Source organism: Acinetobacter sp. WU_MDCI_Abxc222 (assembly GCF_025514755.1).
Classification (GTDB): Bacteria; Pseudomonadota; Gammaproteobacteria; order Pseudomonadales; family Moraxellaceae; genus Acinetobacter; species Acinetobacter geminorum.
Genome location: NZ_JAHPVG010000019.1, coordinates 1 through 26137 on the forward strand (window position 1 = coordinate 1; position 26137 = coordinate 26137).

21 protein-coding genes, 4 tRNA genes and 1 pseudogene are annotated in these 26137 nt (G+C 38.9%); 12 read left to right on the forward strand and 14 right to left on the reverse strand.

The features are described 5' to 3' along the window. The 4 genes from KTJ10_RS17115 (at position 1) to KTJ10_RS17130 (ending at position 400) form a co-directional block, all read left to right on the forward strand. Positions 1-77, forward strand: a tRNA-Pro gene (locus tag KTJ10_RS17115). A 56-nt stretch (positions 78-133) separates the two neighbouring features. Beyond that, positions 134-210, forward strand: a tRNA-Arg gene (locus KTJ10_RS17120). A gap of 33 nt (positions 211-243) precedes the next feature. Further along, positions 244-319 (forward strand) — tRNA-His (locus KTJ10_RS17125). A gap of 4 nt (positions 320-323) precedes the next feature. Next, positions 324-400: transfer RNA gene (locus tag KTJ10_RS17130), tRNA-Pro, on the forward strand. Between the two features lie 450 nt (positions 401-850). Here the strand turns inward: KTJ10_RS17130 and KTJ10_RS17135 are convergent. From KTJ10_RS17135 to add, 5 genes are all read right to left on the reverse strand, one after another. Further along, positions 851-1840, reverse strand: coding sequence for a hypothetical protein (locus tag KTJ10_RS17135; protein WP_262442495.1), 990 nt, complete (start codon positions 1838-1840; stop codon positions 851-853). A 293-nt stretch (positions 1841-2133) separates the two neighbouring features. After that, complete coding sequence (locus tag KTJ10_RS17140) at positions 2134-2484, reverse strand: hypothetical protein (RefSeq protein WP_262442496.1); 351 nt, start codon at positions 2482-2484, stop codon at positions 2134-2136. A gap of 68 nt (positions 2485-2552) precedes the next feature. Beyond that, positions 2553-4052, reverse strand: coding sequence for a hypothetical protein (locus KTJ10_RS17145; protein WP_262442497.1), 1500 nt, complete (start codon positions 4050-4052; stop codon positions 2553-2555). 165 nt (positions 4053-4217) lie between these two features. Then, the gene (locus KTJ10_RS17150; RefSeq protein ID WP_191901048.1) at positions 4218-4817 is read right to left on the reverse strand and encodes a hypothetical protein; all 600 of its coding nucleotides are present in this window, start codon (positions 4815-4817) and stop codon (positions 4218-4220) included. Positions 4818-5219: 402 nt separating this feature from the next. Continuing rightward, complete coding sequence (gene add / locus KTJ10_RS17155) at positions 5220-6215, reverse strand: adenosine deaminase (RefSeq protein WP_262442498.1); 996 nt, start codon at positions 6213-6215, stop codon at positions 5220-5222. 401 nt (positions 6216-6616) lie between these two features. On the opposite strand from add, the gene KTJ10_RS17160 reads away from it, so the two are divergent. Continuing rightward, positions 6617-7792 (forward strand): zinc-binding dehydrogenase, encoded by a 1176-nt coding sequence (locus KTJ10_RS17160; RefSeq protein WP_262442499.1) that lies wholly within the window; start codon positions 6617-6619, stop codon positions 7790-7792. Between the two features lie 103 nt (positions 7793-7895). Here KTJ10_RS17160 and KTJ10_RS17165 read toward each other — a convergent pair whose 3' ends face one another. Continuing rightward, positions 7896-8843: a LysR substrate-binding domain-containing protein gene (locus KTJ10_RS17165; protein WP_002050405.1), complete on the reverse strand. Its 948-nt coding sequence runs from the start codon at positions 8841-8843 to the stop codon at positions 7896-7898. A gap of 245 nt (positions 8844-9088) precedes the next feature. Here KTJ10_RS17165 and KTJ10_RS17170 point away from each other — a divergent pair, with 245 nt between their 5' ends. From KTJ10_RS17170 to KTJ10_RS17180, 3 genes are all read left to right on the forward strand, one after another. Next, complete coding sequence (locus KTJ10_RS17170; protein WP_002077894.1) at positions 9089-10309, forward strand: acyl-CoA dehydrogenase; 1221 nt, start codon at positions 9089-9091, stop codon at positions 10307-10309. A gap of 224 nt (positions 10310-10533) precedes the next feature. Beyond that, positions 10534-11856 carry an MFS transporter gene (locus KTJ10_RS17175; protein WP_262442500.1) on the forward strand — a complete coding sequence of 441 codons (1323 nt, stop codon included), beginning with the start codon at positions 10534-10536 and terminating at the stop codon, positions 11854-11856. A gap of 51 nt (positions 11857-11907) precedes the next feature. Further along, complete coding sequence (locus tag KTJ10_RS17180) at positions 11908-13137, forward strand: CaiB/BaiF CoA transferase family protein (protein ID WP_199993078.1); 1230 nt, start codon at positions 11908-11910, stop codon at positions 13135-13137. 86 nt (positions 13138-13223) lie between these two features. Here KTJ10_RS17180 and KTJ10_RS17185 read toward each other — a convergent pair whose 3' ends face one another. Continuing rightward, positions 13224-13883, reverse strand: coding sequence for a VOC family protein (locus KTJ10_RS17185; protein ID WP_130174083.1), 660 nt, complete (start codon positions 13881-13883; stop codon positions 13224-13226). A gap of 14 nt (positions 13884-13897) precedes the next feature. Continuing rightward, positions 13898-14446: a TetR/AcrR family transcriptional regulator gene (locus KTJ10_RS17190; RefSeq protein ID WP_262442501.1), complete on the reverse strand. Its 549-nt coding sequence runs from the start codon at positions 14444-14446 to the stop codon at positions 13898-13900. A 97-nt stretch (positions 14447-14543) separates the two neighbouring features. Between KTJ10_RS17190 and KTJ10_RS17195 the strand changes: the two genes are divergently transcribed. After that, a complete protein-coding gene (locus KTJ10_RS17195; protein WP_057062517.1) occupies positions 14544-15077 on the forward strand; it encodes an HPP family protein in 534 nt (177 codons plus the stop codon). 78 nt (positions 15078-15155) lie between these two features. On the opposite strand, the gene tcuB is transcribed toward KTJ10_RS17195, so the two are convergent. The 6 genes from tcuB to KTJ10_RS17225 form a co-directional block, all read right to left on the reverse strand. Further along, positions 15156-16289 carry a tricarballylate utilization 4Fe-4S protein TcuB gene (tcuB, locus tag KTJ10_RS17200; protein WP_199993077.1) on the reverse strand — a complete coding sequence of 378 codons (1134 nt, stop codon included), beginning with the start codon at positions 16287-16289 and terminating at the stop codon, positions 15156-15158. Continuing rightward, on the reverse strand, positions 16279-17685 hold the full coding sequence (tcuA, locus tag KTJ10_RS17205) for an FAD-dependent tricarballylate dehydrogenase TcuA (protein WP_199993076.1): 1407 nt from the start codon (positions 17683-17685) through the stop codon (positions 16279-16281). Before tcuA ends, tcuB begins: the two co-directional genes overlap by 11 nt. Positions 17686-17788: 103 nt before the next feature. After that, positions 17789-18718, reverse strand: coding sequence for a LysR family transcriptional regulator (locus KTJ10_RS17210; protein ID WP_199993075.1), 930 nt, complete (start codon positions 18716-18718; stop codon positions 17789-17791). 132 nt (positions 18719-18850) lie between these two features. Then, a complete protein-coding gene (locus tag KTJ10_RS17215; protein ID WP_033848179.1) occupies positions 18851-19645 on the reverse strand; it encodes a substrate-binding domain-containing protein in 795 nt (264 codons plus the stop codon). A 92-nt stretch (positions 19646-19737) separates the two neighbouring features. Continuing rightward, entirely contained in the window at positions 19738-21048 is a 1311-nt protein-coding gene (locus tag KTJ10_RS17220; protein ID WP_044431887.1) for an MFS transporter, read from the reverse strand. Positions 21049-21325: 277 nt separating this feature from the next. Further along, positions 21326-22255, reverse strand: coding sequence for a LysR family transcriptional regulator (locus KTJ10_RS17225; protein ID WP_005071169.1), 930 nt, complete (start codon positions 22253-22255; stop codon positions 21326-21328). A gap of 793 nt (positions 22256-23048) precedes the next feature. Between KTJ10_RS17225 and KTJ10_RS17230 the strand changes: the two are divergent. From KTJ10_RS17230 to KTJ10_RS17240, 3 genes and pseudogenes are all read left to right on the forward strand, one after another. Beyond that, positions 23049-24100: pseudogene (locus KTJ10_RS17230) on the forward strand (Bug family tripartite tricarboxylate transporter substrate binding protein). Positions 24101-24154: 54 nt separating this feature from the next. Continuing rightward, a complete protein-coding gene (locus tag KTJ10_RS17235) occupies positions 24155-24601 on the forward strand; it encodes a tripartite tricarboxylate transporter TctB family protein (protein ID WP_078224226.1) in 447 nt (148 codons plus the stop codon). A gap of 12 nt (positions 24602-24613) precedes the next feature. Continuing rightward, positions 24614-26113 (forward strand): tripartite tricarboxylate transporter permease, encoded by a 1500-nt coding sequence (locus tag KTJ10_RS17240; protein ID WP_005071163.1) that lies wholly within the window; start codon positions 24614-24616, stop codon positions 26111-26113. Positions 26114-26137: the final 24 nt, after the last annotated feature.

Sequence of the window (26137 nt, forward strand, 5' to 3'; positions counted from 1 at the left end):
CGGAGCATAGCACAGCCTGGTAGTGCACCTGGTTTGGGACCAGGGGGTCGTAGGTTCGAATCCTACTGCTCCGACCACTTAAAATAATATTTTAAGATCGGCGAAGTATCGCATGATAAGCATCATCGGTTAAGCGCCTGTAGCTCAGTTGGATAGAGCATCCGCCTTCTAAGCGGATGGTCACAGGTTCGAATCCTGTCAGGCGCGCCATTCGGTAGCTTGGTACATAGAACTTATTTGATGGTGGATGTAGCTCAGTTGGTAGAGCCCTGGATTGTGATTCCAGTTGTCGCGGGTTCGAATCCCGTCATTCACCCCAATTTCGGAGCATAGCACAGCCTGGTAGTGCACCTGGTTTGGGACCAGGGGGTCGTAGGTTCGAATCCTACTGCTCCGACCATATTTTAAAAGCGTTCAAGCTTTAAAAAATATCCCAAAGATTAAAAAGAATTTCTTCTTATCTTATCGATAGAAGGAATTTTTTTATTTTCTAGTTCGAAATTTTAATTCAAACGTACTCCAATATTTGAACGTGTTTATATAAGCTCTATTTCTCCTTATTTCTATCAATTAAAGATTTTAAAAATTATATGTGTATTTTCGGCTTTGGCAAATAAGGGCTAAAATATGGATTCTGAATAGCTATGAAACTATTCTTATAAAAATGTCCGTTTAAGCATGATTCTAGTAGGCTTTCTTAAACATTATTGTGATGCTATGCATGACTTGTGAATGCATACAACAATGAAAGAGAGCCTATTAATTTAATGAGTTGGGCAGAGGCTCCACAAATGTGGTTGGCTAGTTACACGAAAATAAATTGATTAAAAAGCCGCTAAGTAGCTTCTTTTTAATCATTAAAAAAAGATGATAATAATGTCGGTTCATCCTCATGCAATCTAAAAAGTGATTTTAATAACTTATATTTTTTAATCTTTTCTAATAAGATATCATCATCTACAGCAATAATTGAAATAGTCATAAGTTCTATAGTACTAAAATCAGATATGAAAATGGAAAGAGCTATACTTTTATCATTTTCATCAATTCCTTTAAATTTTTCAATAAAATTAATAATATAGTTAAAGTGTTTGAAATAACTTGAATAAATAATAAAACTGCAAGCAGTAATTAATGGAGATTGAATAGCTTTCATTTCCTTTAATATTTTTTTAATTTCATCACTATTTAAGTAATCATTTTTATAAGTTTTATCAAAGTTTCGATATATTTTAGCTGTGCCTATTTGTATGGTTTTAAAAACTCCATTTTGTTTACTAGTACTGTCAGGAATGAAACCTTCTGGAAATTTATTAGCTATCTCATAATAATTATTTTTTCGATTAATTAATGGAAAAAGTATATTAAAAAAATTTTGAACCTGAGCTTCTTGAATCTGTTTTCCTAGTAGATCTGCTTGTTGCTCTGTTATCAGCATTTGTTGCTCAGCTATATCATTAGCTTTAGAAATTTCTTCACGTTGGGCTGCTAGTTCTTTTCGTTGAGCTTGAAGCTCTTGCCTTTGTAAAATTAATGAAAGTAATAGTAAAAATGAAGCGACCCCACTGAATAAGGCATTCAATGAGCCATAACTGTCGCCGTAAGTACCATATTTATCACCAATAGTTTGTAGATAAGTTTTAGCTTCTTCTTTCTTTAATTCTTGGGAATGTATGTTTGATAAGGCCTTATCCATTGCCATCAGTTTTTCAGGATATGTTGCCCAACTATAAAACATAAATATAGCAAGTAATAAAACCATGCCTATTTCTAAGTAATTTGCAAAAGATTTTTCCGAAAACTTAAGGAGCTTGATTATTCTTATATACAACTTGTTCATTTAATACCTAATAAAATTTTAAAAAATAAATTCGCATTTATTTATCTAGCCACTTGATATCGACAAGAATACACACCACAGCGGGCATCATGGATCTCTGTACTATCCTCTAGATTTAGATAATCGACCTTACCACCTTTAGCGATATTCTCGTAAAGTGCAGCATCTTCTTTATCACCAAGAAGAGCGCGGATAATACGCTGGCCCTCATTAAAAAACAGCAGAAGCTTTTACTGGTTCTTTACTATTAAATTGCCAAGCAACATCAATAAATTCACGGCTTAATGTGATTTCTAAACCACTTGAAACGTTCTTACTGAAATAATAAGTTGTTGCTGGTTCTCCGTTCTCATTGGTAAGTTTTTCTTGTTTAACAACGGGTCGGGTGTACCAACAGCTTTAATAATTGCCCGGTCATCTTTAATGTCGACCTTAGCTACAGCTTGCGTATAGTCCACTTTTGGCCAATCAAAATGGAGTTTATCTTCTTCCTCAAGTTCAGCTTGACGATCTTCATATTGCTGGCGAATCTCAGCAGCTTTTTGATCCGCAGCTGCAGTATCTGAAGCATCTTTCTGTGCTTGCTTGTCAGAACAACCCATTACACCCATAGTACAAAGTAAAGCAAGATAAATTCTTTTCATAATGAAGTATTTATGAAAATAAAGAATCACTATATTTACATAATGACTCTTTGTTGTTCAAGCTTTAACTATTTAGATGCGGGATTAGATTCTGAAGAATTTGTAGAAGGTTTTGGATCTTTCTTTTCTGCTACAACGTTAATTACTTGGCTGAGTAGATTATGCATATTTGTCGAAATATCAACTTCATCTCCCTTAGAAGCAAATTTTCCATCTGCATTTTGGTTGAAATAGGTTGGTACTAATTGTTTTCGTATAGCTAACTGGTCTTCAGGGGACATATTTGCCATGAATGGTTCTAGAGCTGCTAGTTGTAAAAAAGTTCTATTATTTTCTTGATAACACTCGTAATGTTTAGCAGCTTGTTTCGAGAAGAATAAAGCTAAAACTAAAAACATTAAAGAAATTGATAATCTTACTAAAATTGAATAGTAATCAATAATTATAGGCTTGGTTGATAACCAATGTTCAACTAGAGGAATACCAAGAATTAAAATTGTAAATCCGATTGCCCAATACAATGCTGTACTTGTATATTTTCTATATGTTTTATATTCCTCTTTTTCTTCTTCTGCCTTTTCTTTATAGTTTACAATTAGATTGTATACGCCAGCTTTTTCAACTAAATCTTTAAATTTTTGATAGTTGGTTTGTGCTTTTTCATAACTTTGATCTATTACAGTTATTTTCGTGTTATTAATAATTTCAAGTTCATTTAATTTTTCATTTAAAATAATTTTAGTATCTTCAGATCTGCTTTCAATAATCTCTTGAAGTCTTCTGTCATAATCAGAAAATTTTGAATGTATCTCACTAGTTTTTGATTCAATATTTTCTAAATTTTCTTTATAAATACTTACTGCATCTATCGAGTCTTTTATGTCAAGATTAAATCTTTTAACTTGATTTTCATAGGTTTTAACTAAATGGCTGATTTGGTTTTCAAATTGCTTTAAAAGCAGACTTGTATCTTCCTCAAATCGTTTTTTATAATCAATATTACTATAATCACTTACTTTTTTTTCAATTCCTATTAAATGATCAACCACATTATTGAGATATTGAATTGTTATTGAAGTATTTGTAAAAATATCTTCTAGAATAGATACCGTTTGAGAATAGGTTTTATCAAAATGAATTGGCATTGTTAACAATGTATTCATGGGTTTAGTTTCTGGATTACTTGTTTTATAGTCTTCAATATCTGATTTAATTTTGCCAACTGCAAAAACAATATTATTTGAATACTGGATTGCGTTAGATAATTTGTTTCTAAAACTTGGAAGATCAATATTTATAAAAATATTAGAAAATAAATTAGATGCTCTATTTCTAATATTTTTTAACAAACCAATTATTGTAGCGAAGTTTTCAGTTATTTCTTGATCTTTTTTTGAAATTAGTGATTTGAGTTCATTTGTTTGGCTAGGTAAGTTGACAAAATAATCTGATAAATAATCATTTAAATCTTTCAAATTGTCTTTTAAGTTTCTTTTCTCCCTTTCAAAAACACGAATTCCATTATTTAATGTTTTAATAGTATTTTCTTTATTTAATTCTTCATTCACAAACAAACACCCCTAAGAACCATATTTATTAAAAATAGCAAATTGGTATCTTGACATAACGATTCACTATCGGCAATATCAAAAAGCACAGCAAAATCTGTGTATAGATGTGGAAGTCTGGTTTTTATCAAAGAGAGCATAAAACATCCGCTCATAGCGGCTTTTCTATCTATCTATCAATCTTTCTAAAGATTTAAAACTACCTAGAGCATAAAAAGCATATGCACAAATAAATACAATAAGTAAAGAAATCAACATAATAGTATTTTGATTGAAATTTTTTAAAGGAATCCAATAATATCCTGCAGCCATTACTAATATCATGATTGAAATAACAGCATAAAGAGTGGCAAAACCAAATGCTAACCAATTAGCTTGCTTAACTGTTAAGCGAGCATTGATCTTCTTTTGGGCATAGTCGAGTTTTATTAAAATCCATCGTTTTTGTATCTCTTTCGCAATACTTTCTACGTCACGTTCATCTCGGTCAAATAACATAAAAATTAATTCATAGTTAAATCTGGTTGTTCCAAATGCGGCATTAGTTGCCTTCTGCAATTCAAACTTAGATTTTGGATTAGTTCGATTAGCTTTATAGGTTTCGGTGTAATACTTTAAAACGGCAGTTGCATCATCACTATGTTTCTTCCTGTTTAGCTCCAAACGGTATTGTGGAAGAAATATATATTTTAGTAGGCTTAAAAAAACTGCAGATACAGCACTTACACTTAGTATTGAAATAATAGTAGAAATAATTGTATTCATAAGTTATTACTTTTTCAGCTTTGGTCACGTCATTCCATTTATCACTAGCAAAATTAACTAATATTCTAGATAGACCATCTTATAGGTAAGTCATATTTAATTTAAGCCAGTCTCTTCTAAATTAAGCTCTATTTTTTCTTGATTTTCTTTACTGAATTTTCCAGTTTTCCAGACATAAAACATCCAGATAACAAAATAAAAAACCAATAATTTCACTTTATTATAAAGATAGAACGTCACTATATTTACATAAAAATTTACTATCGGCAATAAGAAAAACCACAGTAAAATCTGTATGTAAGTGTCAAAACCTATTAAATTTATAGAGAAAAATAACCTTTTCCTAGGTTGGTAAAGTCGGAAGAGGTTGTTATTTTTTATTCATATTCAAAAATTCCTCTGTTATTGATATTTCTGCCTTAACTCATCTTTTTCTTGATCTGATAAAAATGCGATTTTAAGACCGTTTTCTTGGGCTGTATAAATTTGCTCAGGGCTTAAACCTGCTAGTGGGGCAGCAGTTAAATATTCATGTTGTATCTCAATACCTTCTACTGCTGGGTCATCCGTATTAATGGTGGCAAGTACGCCATGTTCTAAAAAAGTCTTTAATGGGTGCTCTGCTAAAGAGGGAACTGTATTGGTTTGAATATTTGAGGTGAGGCAAGATTCAATACCAATCTGGTGTTTAGCCAAATAATCTAAAAGTTTTAAATCTTGAACTGCTTTAACACCATGTCCAATTCGTTCAGCACCTAATTCTTCAATGGCTTGCCAAATACTTTCTGGGCCAGCAGCTTCACCTGCATGTACCGTAATGTGCCAACCTGCATTACGTGCTTTTTTGAAGTGGTCAATAAATAAATTGCCCGGAAAACCAAGCTCATCTCCAGCGAGATCCAATGCTTTAATATCATTTTTATAGGCAAGTAGGGCATTTAATTCTTTTTCGCAGGCTTCTTGACCAAAAGTACGACTCATAATGCCGATTAAATTCGCTTTTACTCCGTAAGCTTGACTACCTTCTTTTACTCCAGCAATCACAGCTTCAACAACGCCCTCAAGGGGGAGTTGATGTGTCATGCCCATATAACCCGGTGAAAAACGCAGTTCTACATAGTCTAGGCCTTGCTGTGCTGCATCTTGCATGTTTTCAAAAGCAATGCGTTTGCAGGCATCTAGGCTCGCTAATACTTTTACGCCCCAATCGAGCTTAGATAAAAAACTTAATAAGTCTGGTTGGTTATCCATTACTTGTACGTGTGGTCGTAAAGATTCAATGTCATAAGCTGGCAAATCTAAATTGTATTGTTGCCCCAATTCTAAAATGGTTTGAATGCGGATGTTGCCATCAAGATGGCGGTGTATATCTGTAAGTGGAAGCGTTTTAGTAATCATAAACTTCTTCTTATCTGTTCGTATCAATTCATCATGCCTGTTTAAGACTGCTGATAAAAGTTTGGATTTGCTATGTTTTTGTGAAAAGCGTTGAGTTGAGTTTTTTGAACTTACTATATTTGTATAAGTTTTAATTTTGATGACATTGTTCTGGCCTAAGAAGATAACGCAGTCTGTGTAAGATACAAGCACCAAGATTTTTATTGTTTTTAATTTCGCTGCGCCTGTTTTTGTTGACTCTTCAAGAGTGGATTGGCTGAAGAATGGTCATTGGTATTTTGCCTTTTACTTGTAAAGTTGAATAAAGGCTTGCTAAAGACCAAACTGATAAGGCGATTAATTTATCTGTAGAAATCTATTTCTGGCAAGTAAATGAAAAAGAAGAAATAGGAAGCACTCAAATGAAGTCGGTACTTTGTCATCAAGCAACATTACAAGTCGTGGACCAACCGAACTTAATGCCTGCAAAAGGGCAGGTTTTATTGGAAGTGGTGCGATGCGGGATCTGTGGTTCAGATTTACATATGCAGCATCACTGCGACCACATGCATGATTTAGCGGCACGTGTCGGGTTTAATGGTTTAGCCAAGTCTACAGATCCGTTTGTATTGGGACATGAGTTCTGTGGCAAGGTTTTAGATTATGGTCCAAAAACACGTCATAAATTTAAAGCGGATACACTCGTTTGTGCAATGCCGCTTTTAAACGTTAATCAGCATGGTTATTTGTCTACGGGGCTTTCCCCAAATGCTTCGGGTGGCTATGCCGAGCAAGTATTGGCTCAATCAAGCTTGATGTTTGAAGTACCCAACGGTCTAGATGCAGATAGTGCTGCCATGACTGAACCTATGGCGGTTGCATTGCATGCTGTTCGTCGTAGCCGTGTAAAAACTAGTGAACCTGCGATTGTAATTGGCTGTGGTCCTGTCGGGCTAGGTGTCATATTAATGCTTAAAGCGGCTGGGGTTAAAACTGTGGTTGCCAGCGACTTTTCACCAAACCGTCGTAAGCTTGCCGAGCAATGTGGTGCAGATATTGTGGTAGACCCTAAAGAGACATCGCCATTTGCCAACTGGAAAGAGTTTGGTTTGCTTGGCAATGTTTCTGATGCAATTAACATGGGTATGGGGCTGTTTGATAAGTTGCAAGCGACTCGCTTACCGTGGTGGCATGGATGGCGCATGATTGATAAGTTAGGTGCTCTGCCAAAACGTCCTGTTATTTTTGAATGTGTGGGCGTACCGGGTGTTTTGCAGCAAATTATTGAAGGTGCACCTTTATTTTCCCGAATTGTTGGGGTGGGTGTCTGCATGCAAAGCGACAAAATCGAACCCGCACTTGCAATTAATAAAGAGTTAGAAATTCAGTTTGTGTTGGGTTATACACCGCTGGAGTTCCGAGATGCACTACACATGATTGCAGAAGGTAAAGTGAACTGTTCACCGCTCATTACGGGTGTTGTTGGCCTAGAAGGTGTTACGAGTGCATTTGAGGCATTACGTGACCCTGAACAGCATGCCAAAATCTTAATTGACCCAAAACGTAGCGGTTCAGATATTCAATTAATGAGTCATTAATTCCAAAGTCATTTATGCTTAACTAAAAGATTGTTATTTGATTAATCACAATCTTTTTTATGGTTATAGATCGCAATATTGAGCATAAATAAAAACTGCTGAGCTAATTTGTATTGCTCTTTAGTTGTTCTAGTTCTTGGTAAATCCATTCAACAAATTTCTGAATGGTCGGTGAGATGTCTTGGCTCGAATGGATGAGGTAGTACTTTCGGCTGCCTTTTAATTTTTTATTGGAAACAATCACCAGTTCCTTTTTTTGTAGTTCAGACTCAATCAACATTTGCGGAATTAGAGCCATTCCCATGTCATGACTGGCAGCAACCGCAAGCATTGAAAATAACTCATGGCGTTGTCCATCAAAAGGCTTCGGGTGTTGCATCTGATGGGTTAGAAACCATTCTTGCCAAATGCTAGGCCGAGTGGTTTGTTGAAGTAGGGGGATTTTCAGTAAATCTTCAGAGCTTAAATCATAGGTATTTTCATTGATCATGACTGCATCTGGAAAATACTTTTCGATGAGTCTCGGCGAGCACACGGGTACAATTTCTTCATCCATTAAATAATGTGCTTGTATGCCGGGCCAGTGATCAATTTGCTGCTGCGTACCTGCAAAAATAGCAGCGTCAAAAATATTGTCATTAAATAAAAAGGGCTTGGTACTGGTTTCTAAGTGAACCGTAATTTCAGGGTGTTTTTGATTTAAAAGATGGAGCTTGGGTAACAACCAGCGCGTTGCAAAGGTAGGTACTACACCTAACTTTAGTGTGCCACCTAAACCTTTATGAGAAATCACATCGGCTGTACATTTCTCTAGTCCTAATAAGTAGGGCTTAATACTTTTAAAATATTGTTGACCTGCAATGGTGAGTTCAACGCCATGCCGAGTACGTATAAAGAGTTCAACGCCTAGGAAATCTTCTAATTGTTGAATTTGGCGAGAAACTGCACTTTGGGTAATACATAACTCTTGCGCAGCATAGGTATAACTTAGATGTTTCGCTGCACTTTCAAAGCAAATCAGGCCCTGAATGGACGGGATACTTCTTCGCATAAATAAATCCTTTTATTTGTCATCATATTTCAAAACAGCATATGACCTACATGCAGATATCAAACTTTAGTATAAAAATAAGCCATTTTTAATGAAATACAATGAATTGAATAGTTAAATTTAACGCGGCTCATTTTAAATATGCGTAAGTTGCATATCTGCATGAACATTTATCGTTTGATTACTGCATTTTTCACGCATAACATCGAGTTAAATAAAGAAGATCCAATCAAGCAGAGGATGCGATGAATCACATGGTGACAACAAAAAAAGCAAAAGTTCAATTTAACTGGCAAGACCCATTTTTAATTGAGCAACAGCTTACCGAAGATGAGCGCATGATTCGTGATGCTGCTCATGCCTATTGCCAAGAACGCCTGCAACCCCGTGTGCTTGAACAATTCCGTCATGAAACAACAGATCCATCTATTTTTCGTGAAATGGGAGAGCTTGGTTTACTGGGTCCAACTATTCCTGAGCAATATGGCGGCGCGGGTTTGAACTATGTGAGTTATGGTTTGGTTGCGCGTGAAATTGAATATGTTGACTCGGGCTACCGCTCTATGGCGAGTGTGCAAAGTTCATTGGTCATGGTTCCGATTCATGAATTTGGTACCGAAGAGCAAAAGCAAAAGTACTTACCTAAACTAGCTACGGGTGAATACATTGGCTGTTTTGGTTTGACTGAACCCGACCATGGTTCAGACCCGGGCAGTATGATTACCCGTGCTAAAAAAGTTGACGGTGGTTATCGTTTAAGTGGCGCAAAAATGTGGATTACCAATAGCCCAATTGCCGATGTATTTGTAGTCTGGGCAAAAGAAGTTTCTGCTGAAGGCAATGTTGGTGATATTCGAGGCTTCATTTTAGAAAAAGGTTGGGAAGGGCTATCTGCGCCAGCTATTCATGGCAAGGTTGGTTTACGTGCATCGATTACAGGTGAAATTGTAATGGATAACGTTTTTGTACCTGAAGAAAATGCGTTCCCTGAAATTCGAGGTTTAAAAGGCCCATTTACCTGTCTAAATAGCGCCCGCTATGGCATTGCATGGGGGGCAATGGGTGCTGCCGAGTTCTGCTGGCATACAGCACATCAATACACCATGGACCGTAAACAATTTGGTCGTCCGTTGGCTGCAAATCAGTTGATTCAAAAGAAGCTGGCAGATATGCAAACTGAAATTGCTTTAGGTTTACAGGCAGCTTTACGTTTTGGCCGTATGAAAGATGAAGGTATTGCATCAGTTGAAGGCACATCCCTAATTAAGCGCAATAACTGTGGAAAGGCGCTTGATATTGCCCGTATGGCACGTGACATGATGGGTGGAAACGGTATTAGTGACGAGTTTGGCGTAGCACGTCATTTGGTTAATCTTGAAGTCGTAAATACCTATGAAGGCACACATGACGTTCATGCCTTGATTTTAGGTCGTGCACAAACGGGTATCGCAGCATTTAGTAACTAACTCATTCATTTAAAAGATAGAGGTGTTCTTTCGAGAACGCCTTTAGGGATTTTTACGCAAAAATTTATGGATAATGACAAGATTCATCGTAAGGATACTCATGTGTAGATGTGCCTCTGTGTACTTAAAACTAAATATAAGATGATGAAAATATAGAAGATTAAGTCATACAGAAAACATAAGTAGGCTGCCGATGACTCATTTGGGAAAATGAGGAACTAAAGATGAACAATGACGTTCAAGTAATATCGAAAGAATTAAGAAATACATTTCCAAGTAACCTTGGAACATACGAAAGGATTGGACCAAATACATGGAAATGGGCATTGTTATTTGCCTATTTTGCGATGGTGGTCGATGGCATTGATATTATGCTGTTGTCTTATAGCTTGACCAGTTTAAAGGCAGAGTTTGGTTTAAGTACCTTTCAGGCAGGTGCCTTAGGTAGTGCTTCTTTGGCGGGTATGGGTATTGGCGGTATTTTGGGTGGCTGGGCATGTGACAAGTTTGGTCGCGTACGGACCATTGCCAACTCAGTGACTTTCTTTTCGGTAGCGACCTGTTTATTGGGTTTTACGCAAAGCTTCGAGCAATTTATGGCTTTACGTTTTATTGGTGCTTTGGGAATTGGAGCACTTTATATGGCATGTAATACCTTAATGGCTGAATATGTGCCAACCACGTACCGTACAACGGTATTGGGCACATTACAGACGGGTCAGACCGTAGGTTATATTGCTGCAACGTTATTAGCTGGCGCAATTATTCCAGATCATGGCTGGCGTGTTTTGTTCTTCCTGACCGTAGTACCTGCTTTTGTTAATATTTTCCTGCAACGGTTTGTACCAGAACCAAAATCTTGGCAGCTCACCAAAATTGAAAGCTTGCAAGGCAACAGACAGCCTAAAGAAAGAGTAGTAGCTGAAAAGCCAAAAAGTAGCAGTATCTACAAACAAATCTTTAATAACTTTAAGCACCGTAAAATGTTTTTGTTGTGGATGACCACAGCATTTTTCTTACAGTTTGGTTATTACGGCATTAACAACTGGATGCCAAGTTATTTAGAAACAGAAGTGCATATGAACTTTAAAAACTTAACCAGTTATATGGTGGGTTCATATACGGCAATGATTCTAGGCAAAATTTTAGCGGGTTATCTTGCTGACAAATTTAACCGCCGTGCTGTTTTTGTGTTTGGAACAATAGCCAGCGCCGTGTTCTTGCCAATCATTATTTTCTTCAATACTCCTGACAATATTTTGTATTTATTGATCACTTTTGGCTTTTTATACGGCATTCCATATGGTGTGAACGCGACTTATATGGCTGAAAGTTTTTCAACCGATGTGCGCGGAACAGCCATTGGCGGGGCTTATAACATTGGTCGTGTCGGGGCCGCTATTGCACCAGCTACCATTGGTTTCTTGGCATCGGGCGGTACGTTTACCATGGCCTTTATTGTGATGGGTGCTGCGTATTTTGTTGCGGGTGTATTGCCAGGCTTATTTATTAAAGATCGTCAGTACGATCCACAAAGACAATCATAAACAATGAAAAGAAGGTGTTTTGAGCGCCTTCTCAAAGATAAGGGTATCGTTATGGGTGCATTACAAGGAATTCGAGTTTTAGATTTAAGTCGTGTGCTTGCGGGGCCATGGTGTGGTCAAATCTTGGCAGACCTTGGCGCGGAAGTGATTAAAATTGAACGTCCTCGAGTAGGTGATGACACCCGTATGTGGGGTCCACCATGGATGCCCGATCACGACGGTAACATGACTCGTGAATCTGGTTATTTCCAGTGTACGAATCGCAATAAATATTCGGTTGCGGTAGACATAACCACATCCGAAGGTCAGGCTCTAATTTATGAAATTGCCAAGACTGCCGATGTCGTCATTGAAAATTATAAGACAGGCTCTTTGGCTAAATATGGTTTGGACTATGCTTCGTTAAGTGAGTTAAACCCAAATATTATTTATTGTTCGATTACGGGTTTTGGACAAGATGGTCCACGTGCAGAAGAGCCCGGCTATGATTTTATTATTCAGGGTATGTCAGGCTTAATGAGCATTACTGGTGAGCCTGATGATGTGGCAGGTGGTGGTGCGCAAAAGGTTGGAGTGGCTGTTGTAGATATTCAAACTGGTCTATATTCCACCATTGCCATTCAGGCCGCATTGATTGCACGCTCGCACACGGGGCGCGGTCAGTATATTGATATGTCCTTACTTGATGTACAGGTCGCGGCACTGGCAAATCAGGGAATGAACTATTTAGCCTCAGGTAAAGCACCACAGCGCATGGGTAATCAACACCCGAGTATTGTGCCGTATCAAACTTTTAAGGCTAAAGATAAAGAATTTATTATTGCGTGCGGTAACGATAAACAGTTTAAAGATTTGTGTATTGCGATTGGTTATCCAGAGTTACTCGAAAATGAAAAGTTTGTACGCAATCAAGATCGTGTCAAATATCGAAATGAACTGATTCCTTTATTGTCCGAGCACTTTTTGCAAAAAACTGCTAAAGAATGGGTTGAGATGATTCATGCTTTAAAAGTACCCGTAGGTGTTATCAACTCTATTGAAGATGCTTTGGCTGAACCACAAATCGTACATCGCAACTTGGTGGTGAATATTCCTCATCGTTTAAATGAAAACTTCCAAACCATTGGCTCACCCATCAAACTGTCTGATACTCCCGTTGAATATCATCATGCGCCGCCAGAACTTGGTGAACATACTGTTCAAATCTTATCGAGATTTAAAACAGCAGAGGAGCTGGCTACGTTAAAAGAGAAAGGCATTATTGATGGAAAAATTGCTTAAGCTATTGCCGCTTTTAATGTTATTCAATTTAAATGGAAACTGTGATTTGCAATAAATCACAGTTTTTTTATTAATAAGTAAGAGCTTTAATATTTAAAAATAAGAGGCAGCTCTGGTCTGAAATCATGAATCATTCCTTGAGGTTCATGATCAAAACTAATTTCCATTAAATGTTCCGATCCATCAGTTACTTCAAAATTATCAACTGTATTGAACAGTAATGAAGTAGGATGCTGATTAAGGTTTGGAATAGAAACCTTAATCGCGGTGATCTCTGATAAATCTTTGCTATGCACAAGAGGTTGTTGTTTGTCTTTTGCAGCAAGGTCTGGTCGTGAAGCAAATGAAAGGAAGAACCACATTGGCTCAGATACAATAGAGTCTTTGGCAACATTTACTTCTAAGCTGGCTGGTAAATAGCTTGGCTTGTAAACCCAATTAGGAAATTTTGCGCCGTTATCATCTTTATTTTTAGGTCTAAAGCAAATTCCAAAAGGGGATGCGATATTATCTTGAGCACTGAGTCGTTCAAAAAGCAGAGTTGGTTTGGTGAGATCGCTTGAGGCTTCTTCTGGATTATTTAAAAAGATTAACTCGATAAAACTGTTTTTAAAGAAAAAGCGTCTGTTTTCGGTACCTTGACCCGGGTGCTTGTTGGATGAACCTTCTGTTAGACCGAATTTTTTTAAAGTTTCAGCTTCGGGAGCGCCTGATTGTACACAAATAAAAATATGGTCCACTTCCATTTTAAGTTCTCATGCTAATGTTTATGAATATTAAGTAATTGATTAATAGAGTTTTTCATGTTTGTCGCAAGTGTTTCATCGAAACCATCGACTAAAAAGCGGCTAATTAGCCCTTCAATCACCGTATAGATCAGCTCAGATAAAGCTTCACCATTGGGTATATTGCAGTTTTGTGCAATCAATACTTTAATCCATTGTTTATGGGCTTTAGAAATAGAAATAATGTCTTGATCATCTTGGTTAGATTCAGCGACAGCTCTTACAAATAAACAGCCCTTAAAAAAATCTTGTCTAAACCAGTTAGTGTGCCAATCCAGAATCTTATTGATGGCCTCTAACCCTGTTGCATCTCCAACATAGCCCAAAAGGCTTTGCTTGAATCGCTCATCACGTGCAACGAGCACAGACTTAACCAATTGATTTTTATTTTTATAGTACGTGTACATGGTGGTTTTAGAGCAGCCAGATTCATCGCGAATCAGGTCAACGCCAACCCCGACAAAACTATTTTCATTAAATAACTTCTCGGCTGTATCTAATATTTTTAAGGCAGATTTTGACATGTGTCTTTTCCAAAAAATAAAATAGTACAGATCTGTACTATTTGAAATTTTATCTATATGCTTTTTAAAAAGCAATGTTTGTTTAAGGAATAAAACCATGTTCTCGATCTTTTATGGCAAAGAAAAACTGGCTCCGTCGCCCACTAAAGTTGATGTCTTAAGAAGCCTTGTTGGGGGGACGCTCAGTATTTTTATACTGTTGTGGTTGAGTAAGCTCACACACAATATCTTTATCATGGCCCCGTTTGGTGCAACCTGTGTATTGCTCTATACCGTGTCGCAGTCACCTTTGGCACAGCCCAGAAATATTATATTTGGGCATCTTATCTCGGCTTTTGTGGGTTTGTTTTTTCTAAAATTTGTCGGTGTTTCCATTTTTACAATTGCTTTTTCAGTGGGCTGTGCAATTGCGCTCATGCAGGTTTTTAAATGCGTTCATCCACCTGCTGGAGCTAATCCTTTGGTTATTTTGCTCACCGCAAGCAGCATACATTACGAGTGGAATTTCTTAATTTTCCCTGTTTTGGTCGGTGCAGTGTCTTTAGTTTTAGTTGCGATGCTCATTAATAATATTAAAGCGAGTACGAAGTGGCCGATGTATGGCTTAGGAATTCTAAATAGTAAAAAGTAGGGACGGTATGAAGTTTTTTGAGCTTAAAAATAATAAAAGTATTCACTATGCCAAGATAGTGAATACTTTTGAATGAAATTATGACTTCTTAGAAATACGTTCTTCGATGGCAAATTTGAGTAAAGAAGCACTGCGGTAAAAACCATGTGCGAACTTTCCAAATGGCATGGTAATAAAGAAGGTCATGACTGTAGCTAAATGGAAAATCAATAAAAGTGCCATGTAAGGGGTATTGCGAAATGCCATGAGTGCTAGCCCTGAAGCGCTAACGATAAGTAGAAGGAAAATAAAGCCTCGATCTACAGGTTTTTGCTCACGGTCACCATGCAACGGATGGCGTTTAAGATTTAAATAGAGTAAGCCAGCAGGCCCGACAACTAAGCCGATTCCACCCAAAGTTCCTAAAATCACAGGTAAGCTTAGGTAAGGATAAGGTGCGTGTAGGTCAAGAAAATAGTGATATAAAGTCGCTACACCCGTAGCTGCAAAGCAGAGCATAAAGCCATAAAAAGTCAGGTGATGGAACACACGGCGGATTTGTGTGTAACGATCATCTTGCTCATTACAGCCTTTACCATGACCGCCATCTAAATATTTAAGCGTTAATACATTTTGAGTGGCTTGAACCAGATCGGGTTTCTCAACTTTGCCATGAATGACTTTAGAGGTTTGTCGCCAGAATTTGCTAATTCCAATGCCGAGCAAAACAATCGCAACTGTAAAGGTCGCTCCAAATAATAGGGCTAAAAAGTTATGCGGGAAAATCGCATAGAAATTACCTTGGTAACCTGCAAATAAGTCAGTGCCTTTCCACCACACTACGGCTAACATGCAAAAAAAGAAAATAAGTGTTAACACCGAGACAAAAGGAATACCTACAGACTTATAAAGTCGACCTAAAGGCTGAGGGGTCGCAAATTCTTGGTAAGTTTCTAAACGTACTTGCGCCATCGCTTTAGGAATGTTTACGCCAAACTCATGCGGTGGGGCATATTGGCAAGCGTGTAAACACGCACCACAGTTATGGCACAGGTTTGCAAGGTAATGAATATCGGCTTGGTTAAACTCAAGACGTTTGGTCATCGCCGCAAAAACAGCGCAAAATGACTCACAGTAGCGACAAGCATTACAAATCTGTAGGACTCTTTGGACTTCTTGCTCGTGGTCTGAGAGCTGAACAACTGGAATTAGGGCTTTGCTATTAGCATTCATGTTCAACTCCTTGTGAAAGTGCATAGCGGGCGGCATTTTTTCCGGCAATTCGCCCAAATGTCGTTCCGATCGACATACCAACGCCCGCGGTATAACCCTGACCAAGTACGTTACCTGCCATCATTTCACCTGCGACAAACAGGTTGCGGCTTGGCTTATTGTTAAAACGTACAGCAGCATCATCTTCGACTTTTAAACCTAAATAGGTAAAGGTAATGCCGGGTTTAAGGGCATAGGCATAGAAGGGTGGCTGGTCGAGAGGAACGGCCCAATGAGTTTTGTTGGGAACAATATTTTCGGTGGTGCAGTCATCTAAAACAGTATGGTTAAAGGTGCCTTGCACACAGGCTTGATTAAATTCTTCTACGGTATGGCATAAGGTTTTGGCATCTAGCCCGATTTTTTCGGCTAACTCTTGAATGCTATTTGCTTTTACACCAGCAAATACAGGTGGCATAAAGCGACCAATGGCTTTTGAATCAATAATCGAATAAGCAATTTGCTGTGGCTGTTTGGCAACAAGACGGCCCCAAATCGCATAACGTTTTGGCCAGAAGTCTTCGCCTTCATCATAAAAACGTTCAGCTTTGTTATTGACCACAATCCCCAAGGAAACGCAGTCAATACGAGTACAAATACCACCGTCATATAACGGTGCACGTGCATCTACGGCGACACAGTGCGATTGCGATGGGTCACCAATAATATCGGCACCTTGATCTATCATAAATTTAAGCAAGTTGCCTTGATTAAAGCGGGTTCCGCGAATAATGAAATTATCGGCAGGCCATTCGCCGTTTTCATTTTGTCCCCATGCTTCTCTTAGCCACTCCAAATTTGACTCAAAACCACCTGCGGCCAATACACAGCTTTTTGCTTTAAATACACGGCCATCTTCAGCAATTGCAGCTTCAAACTGTCCTTGATTTAACTTTAGATCTTTAATTTTTGTGTTGTATAAAATTTCGATACTAAGCTCTTGAGCACTACGGTAATACGCATTAATGAGGGCTTTACCACCACCCATAAAAAAAGCATTAGTACGTGCAACATGCAAAGCACCCGATAGTGGCGGCTGAAAATTCACCCCATGTTTACGCATCCAGTCGCGGCAGGTTGCAGTGCTACGAATGACCAGACGGGCTAAGTGCTCATTGGTTTTGCCTGCAGTCACTTTAAGTAGGTCTTGCCAATATTCTTCTTCGGGGTAGGCATCGACCAATACGTCTTGAGGAGCGTCATGCATGCAGCGAAGGTTACGAGTGTGTTGTGAGTTACCACCACGCCATTCTTTAGGTGCTGCTTCTATGACAAGCACAGACGCGCCACTTTCTTTTGCCGTGAGCGCGGCACACAGTGCGGCATTCCCACCACCAATCACAATTACATCATGCATGGATTTCTCCCTTTCTCAGCTAGGGCTAATGTAGCTTTAAAAGGGAAGGCGAAGTGAGAGGCTAGGCTTGAATGGGTGTTTAGTAAAAATAAACACTAATGGCTTAAGTGTTTATGAGCTCCGCACCGGGCCAGCGCTTTTCATTAATCAAGTTAATTACACAAGCGCGAATCACTACTTTCGTGGCTAAAGTGGCAGGCGAGAGTTCTTCTTCAGAGAGACTAATTAAATAGTTAATGCGTTCAATGGCAGGTTCTACAACGCGTAGCAAACACAAGTCTTGCCTTGAGTTTAATGATGCACCAGCAGGTTGAATAGTTGCCATTTCGAGTTGGCTAATGCTTTCCATTAACAAATGCAGCCCATCAATTTCATAGGCCACTTTAAGTTGGTGAATTTTCTGTTCGAGCAATAAACGCAGTCCATGTCGTTGACTTGGTAAAATCAGGGGAAGTTCTTTAAGCTGTGAATGATTAATGGTCTGAGTGTCGATACAGCTTTCAAGCGCGTACTGACTCAGCACTTCTTTAGGCGAGATTAAAAACATCTGTTCTTTGACTAAAGGTTGTATGGCCCACTGTGGGTCGACATCGTCACTAAAGATGATGGCAACATCGAGTTGCCTTGCATTAACTAAAGCTTTTAAGTCACCCGATAACCCTTCAATTAGACGGACTTTAATGTCGGGGTAACGATTTCTCATGAGTTTTAAAAAGTGCGTGCCAATAACTGCTGCAACACTCGGCGAAAAACCGACGGTGACGTGGCCACTTAAACGTGAAGAATGCGCAGAGTCTACGGCATGGTCTAGGTGTCTAAGTGCCAGTTGCACTTGTTGAAAAAAAGCTAAGCCCGCAGGGGTGGGAACCGTACCCAAAGCGGTACGTTGTAAAAGGCGAATAGAAAGCTCGCTTTCTAATTTTGAGATTTGCTGGCTTAATGCAGAAGTTCCAATATCGAGATTTTTTGCAGCTTTACCCAAGCTTCCTGACTCGATCACTGCAATAAAATACTTTAATTGTTTCAGTTCCACGGCAAATACTACATTAACCCTTATGGATTAATTCTACACTGGTTTGTCGCTATAGTTTTTACTCTATTGCTTTGAGTAAACTGGCAATAGAGTAAAGGCAACATCACCTCAAGATGTTGCCTTTTAGAGCTTTTATTCTTTAACCTGCTCAAGACCCTGTTCTTCAATAATTTGTGTTGCTTGTGGCGATTTCACAAATTTAATTAACTCTTTTGCGACTTTTGCATGTTCCGAGTTTTTACCAATGCCTGCCGCAAATACCGTCACTTTTTGATACGGTGCAGGGATTGGGCCGACTAATTCAACTTGACCATATTTGCCTGTAAAAGGTTTGATTTCACTAATTTGCTGGAAACCAATATCAAACTGGCCTTCGGCGATACGTTTTGCAACGCGGTCACCCACTACTTTTTCTGCCTTACTCGAAATTACTTTGTACTCGACAGGCGGGAAGCTTGGGAAAACATCTTTTTCAAGATGCGTACCGCTCGCACTTGCTGAATAGCCGATGTGCTTGGCATTTAATAAAACTTTTTCAAATTTTTCTGCAGAACTGATATCTGGTTTTGGTGCACCTTTAGGCACAGCCATGCCAATGCTTGAATTCACTAATGCACTTTGTGAATTTGGGTCTACATAACCCTTTTCTGCGAGTTTGTTGAGTTCAGGAGCAGCCAAGACCACCACATCAAAACGTTCACCACGATCGAGTCGATTTGGAATTGCAGTCGGTGATGCACCCATTGATGAACCAGACGAGAGATGCACGGTATGGCCTGTTTGTTTTTCAAATAATGGAATGAGTTTTTCCATAGATGAATAAAAACCACCTGAGCTAATTACTTCTATAGTATCTGCGTTAGCAAGAGTTGAGCCTAAGCCAGCACTAGCTAGGCAAATGGTCATGAAGATAGGGGACTTTTTCATAGTATCTCGCTTTAATGACAGGAGAACACAGTACGGAGATTTAAAATCTGCCGTACTGTTCATTAAAATTTCAGGTTAAGTAGTAGTTGTTTTTAAGCGCTAATTTTTGCAGGTTCAGCAATCGCGTCAGTATTTTTCTGTTTAGAACCGCGGCATAGATACAAGCTTGAGATGAGGCTACAGACCGCAGCAAGCATGAGCCAGAAAGCAGGGGTACTCGGGTTGCCTGTGTTTTCGACAAGGAAGGTACAAGCCATTGGTGTCATACCACCAAAAATAGCGGCTGCAAGGCTGAACGCTAAAGAGAAACCAACTGTACGCACACGTTTCGGCATCACTTCTGCAAGCGTTGCGACCATGGTTCCGTTGTACATACCAAAGAAGAACGAGAAGTAAGCAAGCGTAATTAGAAGGTTTGAGAAGCTAATGTTGCTCACTAACCAATTTAAAACTGGATAACTTGTAAAGAGAGCAAGAGTGGTAATACCGACTAGTACTGGACGGCGGCCAATTTTGTCTGAAAGCAAACCACCCATTGGTAACCAGAAGAAATTAGACAAACCAACAAACACTGTTGCTAAAAGGCTGTCTGTTACTGACATTTCTAAAGTACGTTTTGCATACACTGTGGTGTAAACCGTAATAAAGTAGAAAGTGGTCGTCGTCATTGCACTCATCATCATGCCTGCAAGGACGATGCGCCAGTTGGTTGCCAGTGTGCTAAAAATTTCTTTTGTTGAAGGATGAGTCTTTTGCGATTTAAAGTCTTCAGTTTCCTCTAACGTACGACGGAACAAGAAGATTAAAGGAATAATCAAACAACCGATTAAGAACGGAATACGCCAGCCCCATTCACCCACTTGAGCCGTAGTTAAGATGGTGTTGAGCCAGTAGCCAAGTAATGCGGCAAACACAACAGCAACTTGTTGGCTGCCAGACTGCCAGCTTGTGATAAATCCGCGGTTTTTATCCGTTGCAATCTCTGCGAGATAAATAGAAACACCGCCAGATTCAACACCTGCCGAGAAGCCTTGTAATAGACGTCCAATCACCACCAAAATCGGCGCAATAATACCTATGGTTTCATAACCTGGTACAAAGGTAATTAAGATGGTTCCGATGGCCATAAGACTTAAAGTAACAATAAGACCCTTACGTCGACCAACTCTGTCGACATAAGCGCCCAAGAAAATAGCGCCGAGAGGACGCATAAGAAAACCCGCAGCAAATACGGTAAATGTCATCATTAAAGAGACATATTCATTTTCAGAGTGGAAAAATTTTGCCGCGATATAAGTGGCATAGAAACCAAAAAGAAAAAAGTCGTACTGCTCTAAAAAGTTGCCACTCGTGACATTTAATATTTTTTTAAAAGTAGCCCTACGGTTATTCACGACATCCATTGGAGACCTCCTTGGCCTGACAAAATGGAAACATTCACGATTTTCGAGGCTGGACCTAAATTGATTCAATCAATAAATCTAAAGAGCAAATGGGTTAGAGATGAGATTTAGCGAGGTCCTTTGCAGAAAATGTGATGCCTTGTTTCCAGTTCAAACTACACATCTATATTTCGATAAGCGGAAAACCACTTATCATTCGGACGAAAATGTAATCTCAAAAAGCAGGAGGGAGTGAGAGGGCAAAATTAATTAGGTATTTAATAAAATTAATGACTCTTTATAAAATAATTTCAGAACATGGCCAAATCTGGTTTTGAATCAAATCTTTCACACAGGCCTTAATGGCTGACTTTGCGGCAAGTGCTGCAGGTGATAATTCTTCTTCGGCAAGGCTTACCAAGTAATTGATTCGTTCAACTTCAGGGTCTACTAACTTGAGTAATTGAAGCTTATGTTTGTACTCTTGTAGACAAGCGCTACCTGGGCGGACGCTGGCAAGGTCGAGGTGAATTAGACTGTCCATGAGTAAGTGTAGGCCATCAATTTCATAGACGACATTAAGCTGACCAATCTTGTGCTCAAGCAACTTTCTTAAGCTATGGCGCTGACGTGGTAATACTAAAGGAAGGTCTCCAATTTGTTGAGACTGAATCACACCACTTTTGATGCAATCGGCAAGACCATATTCTTCTAGCACTTCCTTTCGTGCCATTAAATACATTTGCTCGCGTACCAAGGGTTGAATCGACCACTGTTTATCAATTTCATTGGTAAAAATAATGGCGATATCGAGCTGACGCGAGTTAATAGACTGAATTAGATTACCCGATAGTGTTTCCACAATCTCTAAACGAATATCTGGGTAACGTTCAGACATTAGTTTCATTAAAGGGATACCAATCAAAGCAGTAATCGTCGGTGGAAAGCCAAGGCTGACATGTCCAGACAGTCGTGCAGAATGAGCAGCATCTACCGCGAAGTTCACTTGACGTAAAATAAGTTGAGAATGTTTTAAAAATGCGAGACCTGCTGGAGTAGGGGTTACACCAAAGGCATTACGCTGTAATAGGCGAATGCTTAGCTCTTGTTCTAATTTACTAATTTGCTGGCTAATAGCAGAAGCACCCACATCGAGTTTTTGGGCAGCTTTACCAATACTACCTGCTTCAACCACAGTCAAAAAATACTTTATTTGTTTGATTTCCATAATAAATGTGTTCGCTCATCATCCTTGATTTAATTTATACAGATATGAAGGATTGGGAAATCTATCATGTGCTTTAATATTAACAGCAATCCATAAAAAAGATCTTTAATTTGATATTCTAAAAACAATAAAAACGATCTTTTTCAACTTTAATATTAAAATTTCTCCTCTAACTTTTAATTATTATTACGATAAATTTACCCTTAAATTTTCAGTCTCTCCCATGCTCTTTTCTTAGAGTTTTAACCTATTTAATTTTACTAATGCCCCCTTTAATTTATTGGTATCACGATGTTTTCTTGATCTGTGCTTTAATCTTTTCAAATGAGAAAAGGAGAGCATTAAATGCATGATGCATTAAAAAATATGATGGATTTTCAAATTATGAAGAAGAGTAACTGATTCAATAACTATTGGAAAAATATATGAGGATTTCGCTCATTTGATCAGAAGGGAAGATTGGATAAACAGGGTTATTGATTTGAACATTAAACGTTACCCATAGCATGGATATGCAAAAGACAACACAATGGATTATTTTTTACTATCTTATTGTTATTCATCAGTATTATTTAACCGTAGCATTTCAGGATATTTTTGCAAAGGTTTTAATTTTCATTATAGATCTGGTGATTGTCCTAACTTTCCCTCTCCTTAGCTATTTCTTTCAGTCGATTGATTCGTAATTTTTATAGTAACGCTGCATTACTGAGGTTCGCTGTGAAAAGCGCATTTCAAAACATAAGACCAAAACTAAAAACCGATAAGCATGATCGTGCCAAGGAGGTCGATTATGGAGATTGGTAAAAATCAAAATATGAATAGAGCAAACGTTATAAGGATGTATGTAACATGAAAAATTTAACTTTACTCGCATTAACATGCGTCAGTGTGACAATGGCTGGGTGTGGTTCAGGAAATGCTTCTAAAGAGGCGGGTCAGCCAAAACGGCCGGAATGTATAGCCCCAGCTAAGCCGGGTGGCGGGTTTGATATGACCTGTAAATTGATTCAATCTGGCTTTAAACAAACAGACCAACTCAAAGATCCAATACGCGTAACCTATATGCCAGGTGGGGTTGGTGCCGTAGCCTATAACAAGATCGTAAACAGTGATCCTGCGAATAATAATGCCGTGGTTGCATTTTCCACTGGTTCACTCTTGAACTTAGCACAAGGAAAATTCGGACACTTCACTGAAAAAGATGTGAAATGGTTGTCTGGCGTCGCCGTCGATTATGGTTTGGTTTCGGTACATAAGGACTCACCATTAAAAAACCTTGATGACTTGATGAAAGCACTCAGAGAAAATCCAAAAGCACTTAGCTTTGGTGGTGCCGGAAGTGTGGGTGGTCAAGACTGGATGCAAACAGCAATGTTGGCAAAAAAAGCAGGTATTAGTCCTGCCGATTTAAGATTTGTTGCACTTGAAGGCGGTGGGGAAGTGCTGACTTCATTACTGGGGCAGCATATTCAAGTTGGGGTCGGCAATATTAGTGAAGTCAGTTCATACCTAGAGTCTGGTGATATTCGGGTATTGGCAGTTTTTGCTAACAAGCGTTTAGACGGGAAGTTCTCAAAATTACCTACTGCAAAAGAGCAAGGCTATGACATTGAGTGGCCGGTGATCCGTGGTTTCTATATGGGGCCAAAGGTCAGTGATGAAGCTTATGGTTGGTGGAAAAATGCCTTCGATAAAATGATGGCTAACCAGAAATTTAACGCAGTCCGTGAAAATCAGGATCTACTCCCATTTCAGCTGACAGGTGAAGAACTCAAAGCTTATGTTTATAAACAGACCGCGGAAATGCGGCAGTTATCGCAAGAATATAAATTATCACAATAACAAATCGGCTGGGTTGAGAAGCTATTTTTCAGCTCAGTTTTTTTCTGAGGATAGATGATGAAATCTGAACGGATTCTTACCGCCATTATTACGGTTTGTGGGTTATTTTTGTTGATTTATGCGAGCAATTTTGAAGCCCCAATTTCCTACGATCCAGTGGGCCCTAAAGCTTTTCCTATTTTATTAATGGGCTTAATTACAGCGAGTGCAGCGTATCTCACTATTCGACCGGCCATTATGTTTGAACCCGTGGAATTGGGATGGACAAAACATCTAGTCGTTAAGTTAGTGTTGTGTGTGGTGGCTTTAACGCTATATGCATTAGTTTTTGAATGGCTCGGCTTTATTGTTGCAACCCTGTTGATGACCATTGCAGTGGGCAAACTTTTCCATGGCAAAACCATACCGGTTTTGGTGACAGGTTTGGTACTGAGCATGAGTACCTACTATATGTTTGACCGTTTCTTGGATGTGCCGTTACCACTTGGATTTTTTGGTTAAGGATGACCCGATATGGATGTATTAAGTTTTTTAATGATGGGGTTTGAGGTTGCCTTGCAGCCGCAGAATCTTTTAATTGCTTTGATTGGCGCATTTATTGGAACGATTGTTGGCTTATTACCGGGTTTAGGTCCAATTAATGGTGTGGCAATTTTATTGCCGTTTGCTTACGCTTTGGGTTTACCCGTAGATAGTGCCTTGATTTTATTGGCAGCAGTTTATTTGGGCTGTGAATATGGCGGACGTATTTCAGCGATTCTGTTAAACGTACCCGGAGATGCTGGGGCCATTATGACCACGTTAGATGGTTATCCATTGGCACAGCAAGGTAAGGCAGGAATTGCATTGTCTTTGTCATCGGTCAGTTCCTTTGTTGGAAGTACGGTTGCCTTTATTGGGATTGTGCTGTTTGCTCCTATATTGGCGAAATGGGCAATTGCGTTTGGTCCCGCTGAATATTTTGCTCTGATGGTCTTTGCAATTGTTTGTTTAACTGGTCTGGTTAGTACGCAGCCTTTTAAAACTTTAATTATGGCACTCATGGGCCTAGCACTTTCAACTGTAGGGATGGATGCAATTACAGGTGTATATCGCTTTACCTTTAACAGTGTGGGTTTAAGTGACGGAATTGCTTTTACTACTTTGGTTATTGGCCTATTTAGTGTAAGCGAAATCCTATTAATGCTCGAACGTACGACAATTGGTCAAGTTGCTTTAAAACAAGGAAAGCGTTCTCTTTTTAATCTTAAAGAGTTCTTTTTCTCGTTGGTTGCTATTATCCGCAGTTCAGTGATTGGTTTCTTCTTAGGTATTCTTCCAGGAGCAGGTGCAACCGTTGCAAGTGCGATGGCCTATACCACTGAACGTAAAATGGCAAAGGATAGTAGCAAGTTTGGTAAAGGTGATTTACGTGGGCTTGCTGCACCAGAAAGTGCGAATAACGCAGCCGCTTGTGGTTCATTTGTACCTATGTTGACACTAGGTGTGCCGGGCTCGGGGACGACTGCGGTCATGATGGGCGCATTGCTTATGTACAACATCGCACCAGGTCCGCAGTTATTTGTTCAGCAACCTGTATTGGTGTGGTCGCTGATTGCATCGCTTATGGTGGGTAATATCATTCTGTTGGTATTGAACTTGCCATTGGTCGGCTTCTTTGCCCGCATGCTGAGTATTCCTAATTACATTCTGATCCCGATCATCGCAAGTGTGAGTTTTGTTGGTGTGTATGCTATTCATAGCAATATCTTTGACTTGCTGTTATGTATGGGCTTAGGTGTATGTGGATATATTCTCAGAAAATTTGATTTTCCCTTAGCTCCACTGATTCTTGGTTTTGTACTTGGCGAATTAATGGAATCGAATCTGCGCCGTGCACTCTCAATTTCTCAAGGGGAACTTAATGTCTTATGGAGCAGTAACATTAGTATAGGACTTTGGATCATGTCAGGATTATTATTGATCTTGCCAATCGTTCGTAAATACTTGTTTATCAAAAAGCAACAAGCTTAAAAGGACAGCAATAATAGTCAGCAT

Excerpts from the sequence above, each read along its gene's own strand:
- KTJ10_RS17135 (WP_262442495.1), bottom strand. The coding sequence starts at position 1,840 with ATGAACAAGTTGTATATAAGAATAATCAAGCTCCTTAAGTTTTCGGAA.
- KTJ10_RS17140 (WP_262442496.1), bottom strand. The coding sequence starts at position 2,484 with ATGAAAAGAATTTATCTTGCTTTACTTTGTACTATGGGTGTAATGGGT.
- KTJ10_RS17150 (WP_191901048.1), bottom strand. The coding sequence starts at position 4,817 with ATGAATACAATTATTTCTACTATTATTTCAATACTAAGTGTAAGTGCT.
- add (WP_262442498.1), bottom strand. The coding sequence starts at position 6,215 with ATGATTACTAAAACGCTTCCACTTACAGATATACACCGCCATCTTGAT.
- KTJ10_RS17160 (WP_262442499.1), top strand. The coding sequence starts at position 6,617 with ATGAAGTCGGTACTTTGTCATCAAGCAACATTACAAGTCGTGGACCAA.
- KTJ10_RS17165 (WP_002050405.1), bottom strand. The coding sequence starts at position 8,843 with ATGCGAAGAAGTATCCCGTCCATTCAGGGCCTGATTTGCTTTGAAAGT.
- KTJ10_RS17170 (WP_002077894.1), top strand. The coding sequence starts at position 9,089 with ATGAATCACATGGTGACAACAAAAAAAGCAAAAGTTCAATTTAACTGG.
- KTJ10_RS17175 (WP_262442500.1), top strand. The coding sequence starts at position 10,534 with ATGAACAATGACGTTCAAGTAATATCGAAAGAATTAAGAAATACATTT.
- KTJ10_RS17180 (WP_199993078.1), top strand. The coding sequence starts at position 11,908 with ATGGGTGCATTACAAGGAATTCGAGTTTTAGATTTAAGTCGTGTGCTT.
- KTJ10_RS17185 (WP_130174083.1), bottom strand. The coding sequence starts at position 13,883 with ATGGAAGTGGACCATATTTTTATTTGTGTACAATCAGGCGCTCCCGAA.
- KTJ10_RS17190 (WP_262442501.1), bottom strand. The coding sequence starts at position 14,446 with ATGTCAAAATCTGCCTTAAAAATATTAGATACAGCCGAGAAGTTATTT.
- KTJ10_RS17195 (WP_057062517.1), top strand. The coding sequence starts at position 14,544 with ATGTTCTCGATCTTTTATGGCAAAGAAAAACTGGCTCCGTCGCCCACT.
- tcuB (WP_199993077.1), bottom strand. The coding sequence starts at position 16,289 with ATGAATGCTAATAGCAAAGCCCTAATTCCAGTTGTTCAGCTCTCAGAC.
- tcuA (WP_199993076.1), bottom strand. The coding sequence starts at position 17,685 with ATGCATGATGTAATTGTGATTGGTGGTGGGAATGCCGCACTGTGTGCC.
- KTJ10_RS17215 (WP_033848179.1), bottom strand. The coding sequence starts at position 19,645 with ATGAAAAAGTCCCCTATCTTCATGACCATTTGCCTAGCTAGTGCTGGC.
- KTJ10_RS17220 (WP_044431887.1), bottom strand. The coding sequence starts at position 21,048 with ATGGATGTCGTGAATAACCGTAGGGCTACTTTTAAAAAAATATTAAAT.
- KTJ10_RS17225 (WP_005071169.1), bottom strand. The coding sequence starts at position 22,255 with ATGGAAATCAAACAAATAAAGTATTTTTTGACTGTGGTTGAAGCAGGT.
- KTJ10_RS17235 (WP_078224226.1), top strand. The coding sequence starts at position 24,155 with ATGATGAAATCTGAACGGATTCTTACCGCCATTATTACGGTTTGTGGG.
- KTJ10_RS17240 (WP_005071163.1), top strand. The coding sequence starts at position 24,614 with ATGGATGTATTAAGTTTTTTAATGATGGGGTTTGAGGTTGCCTTGCAG.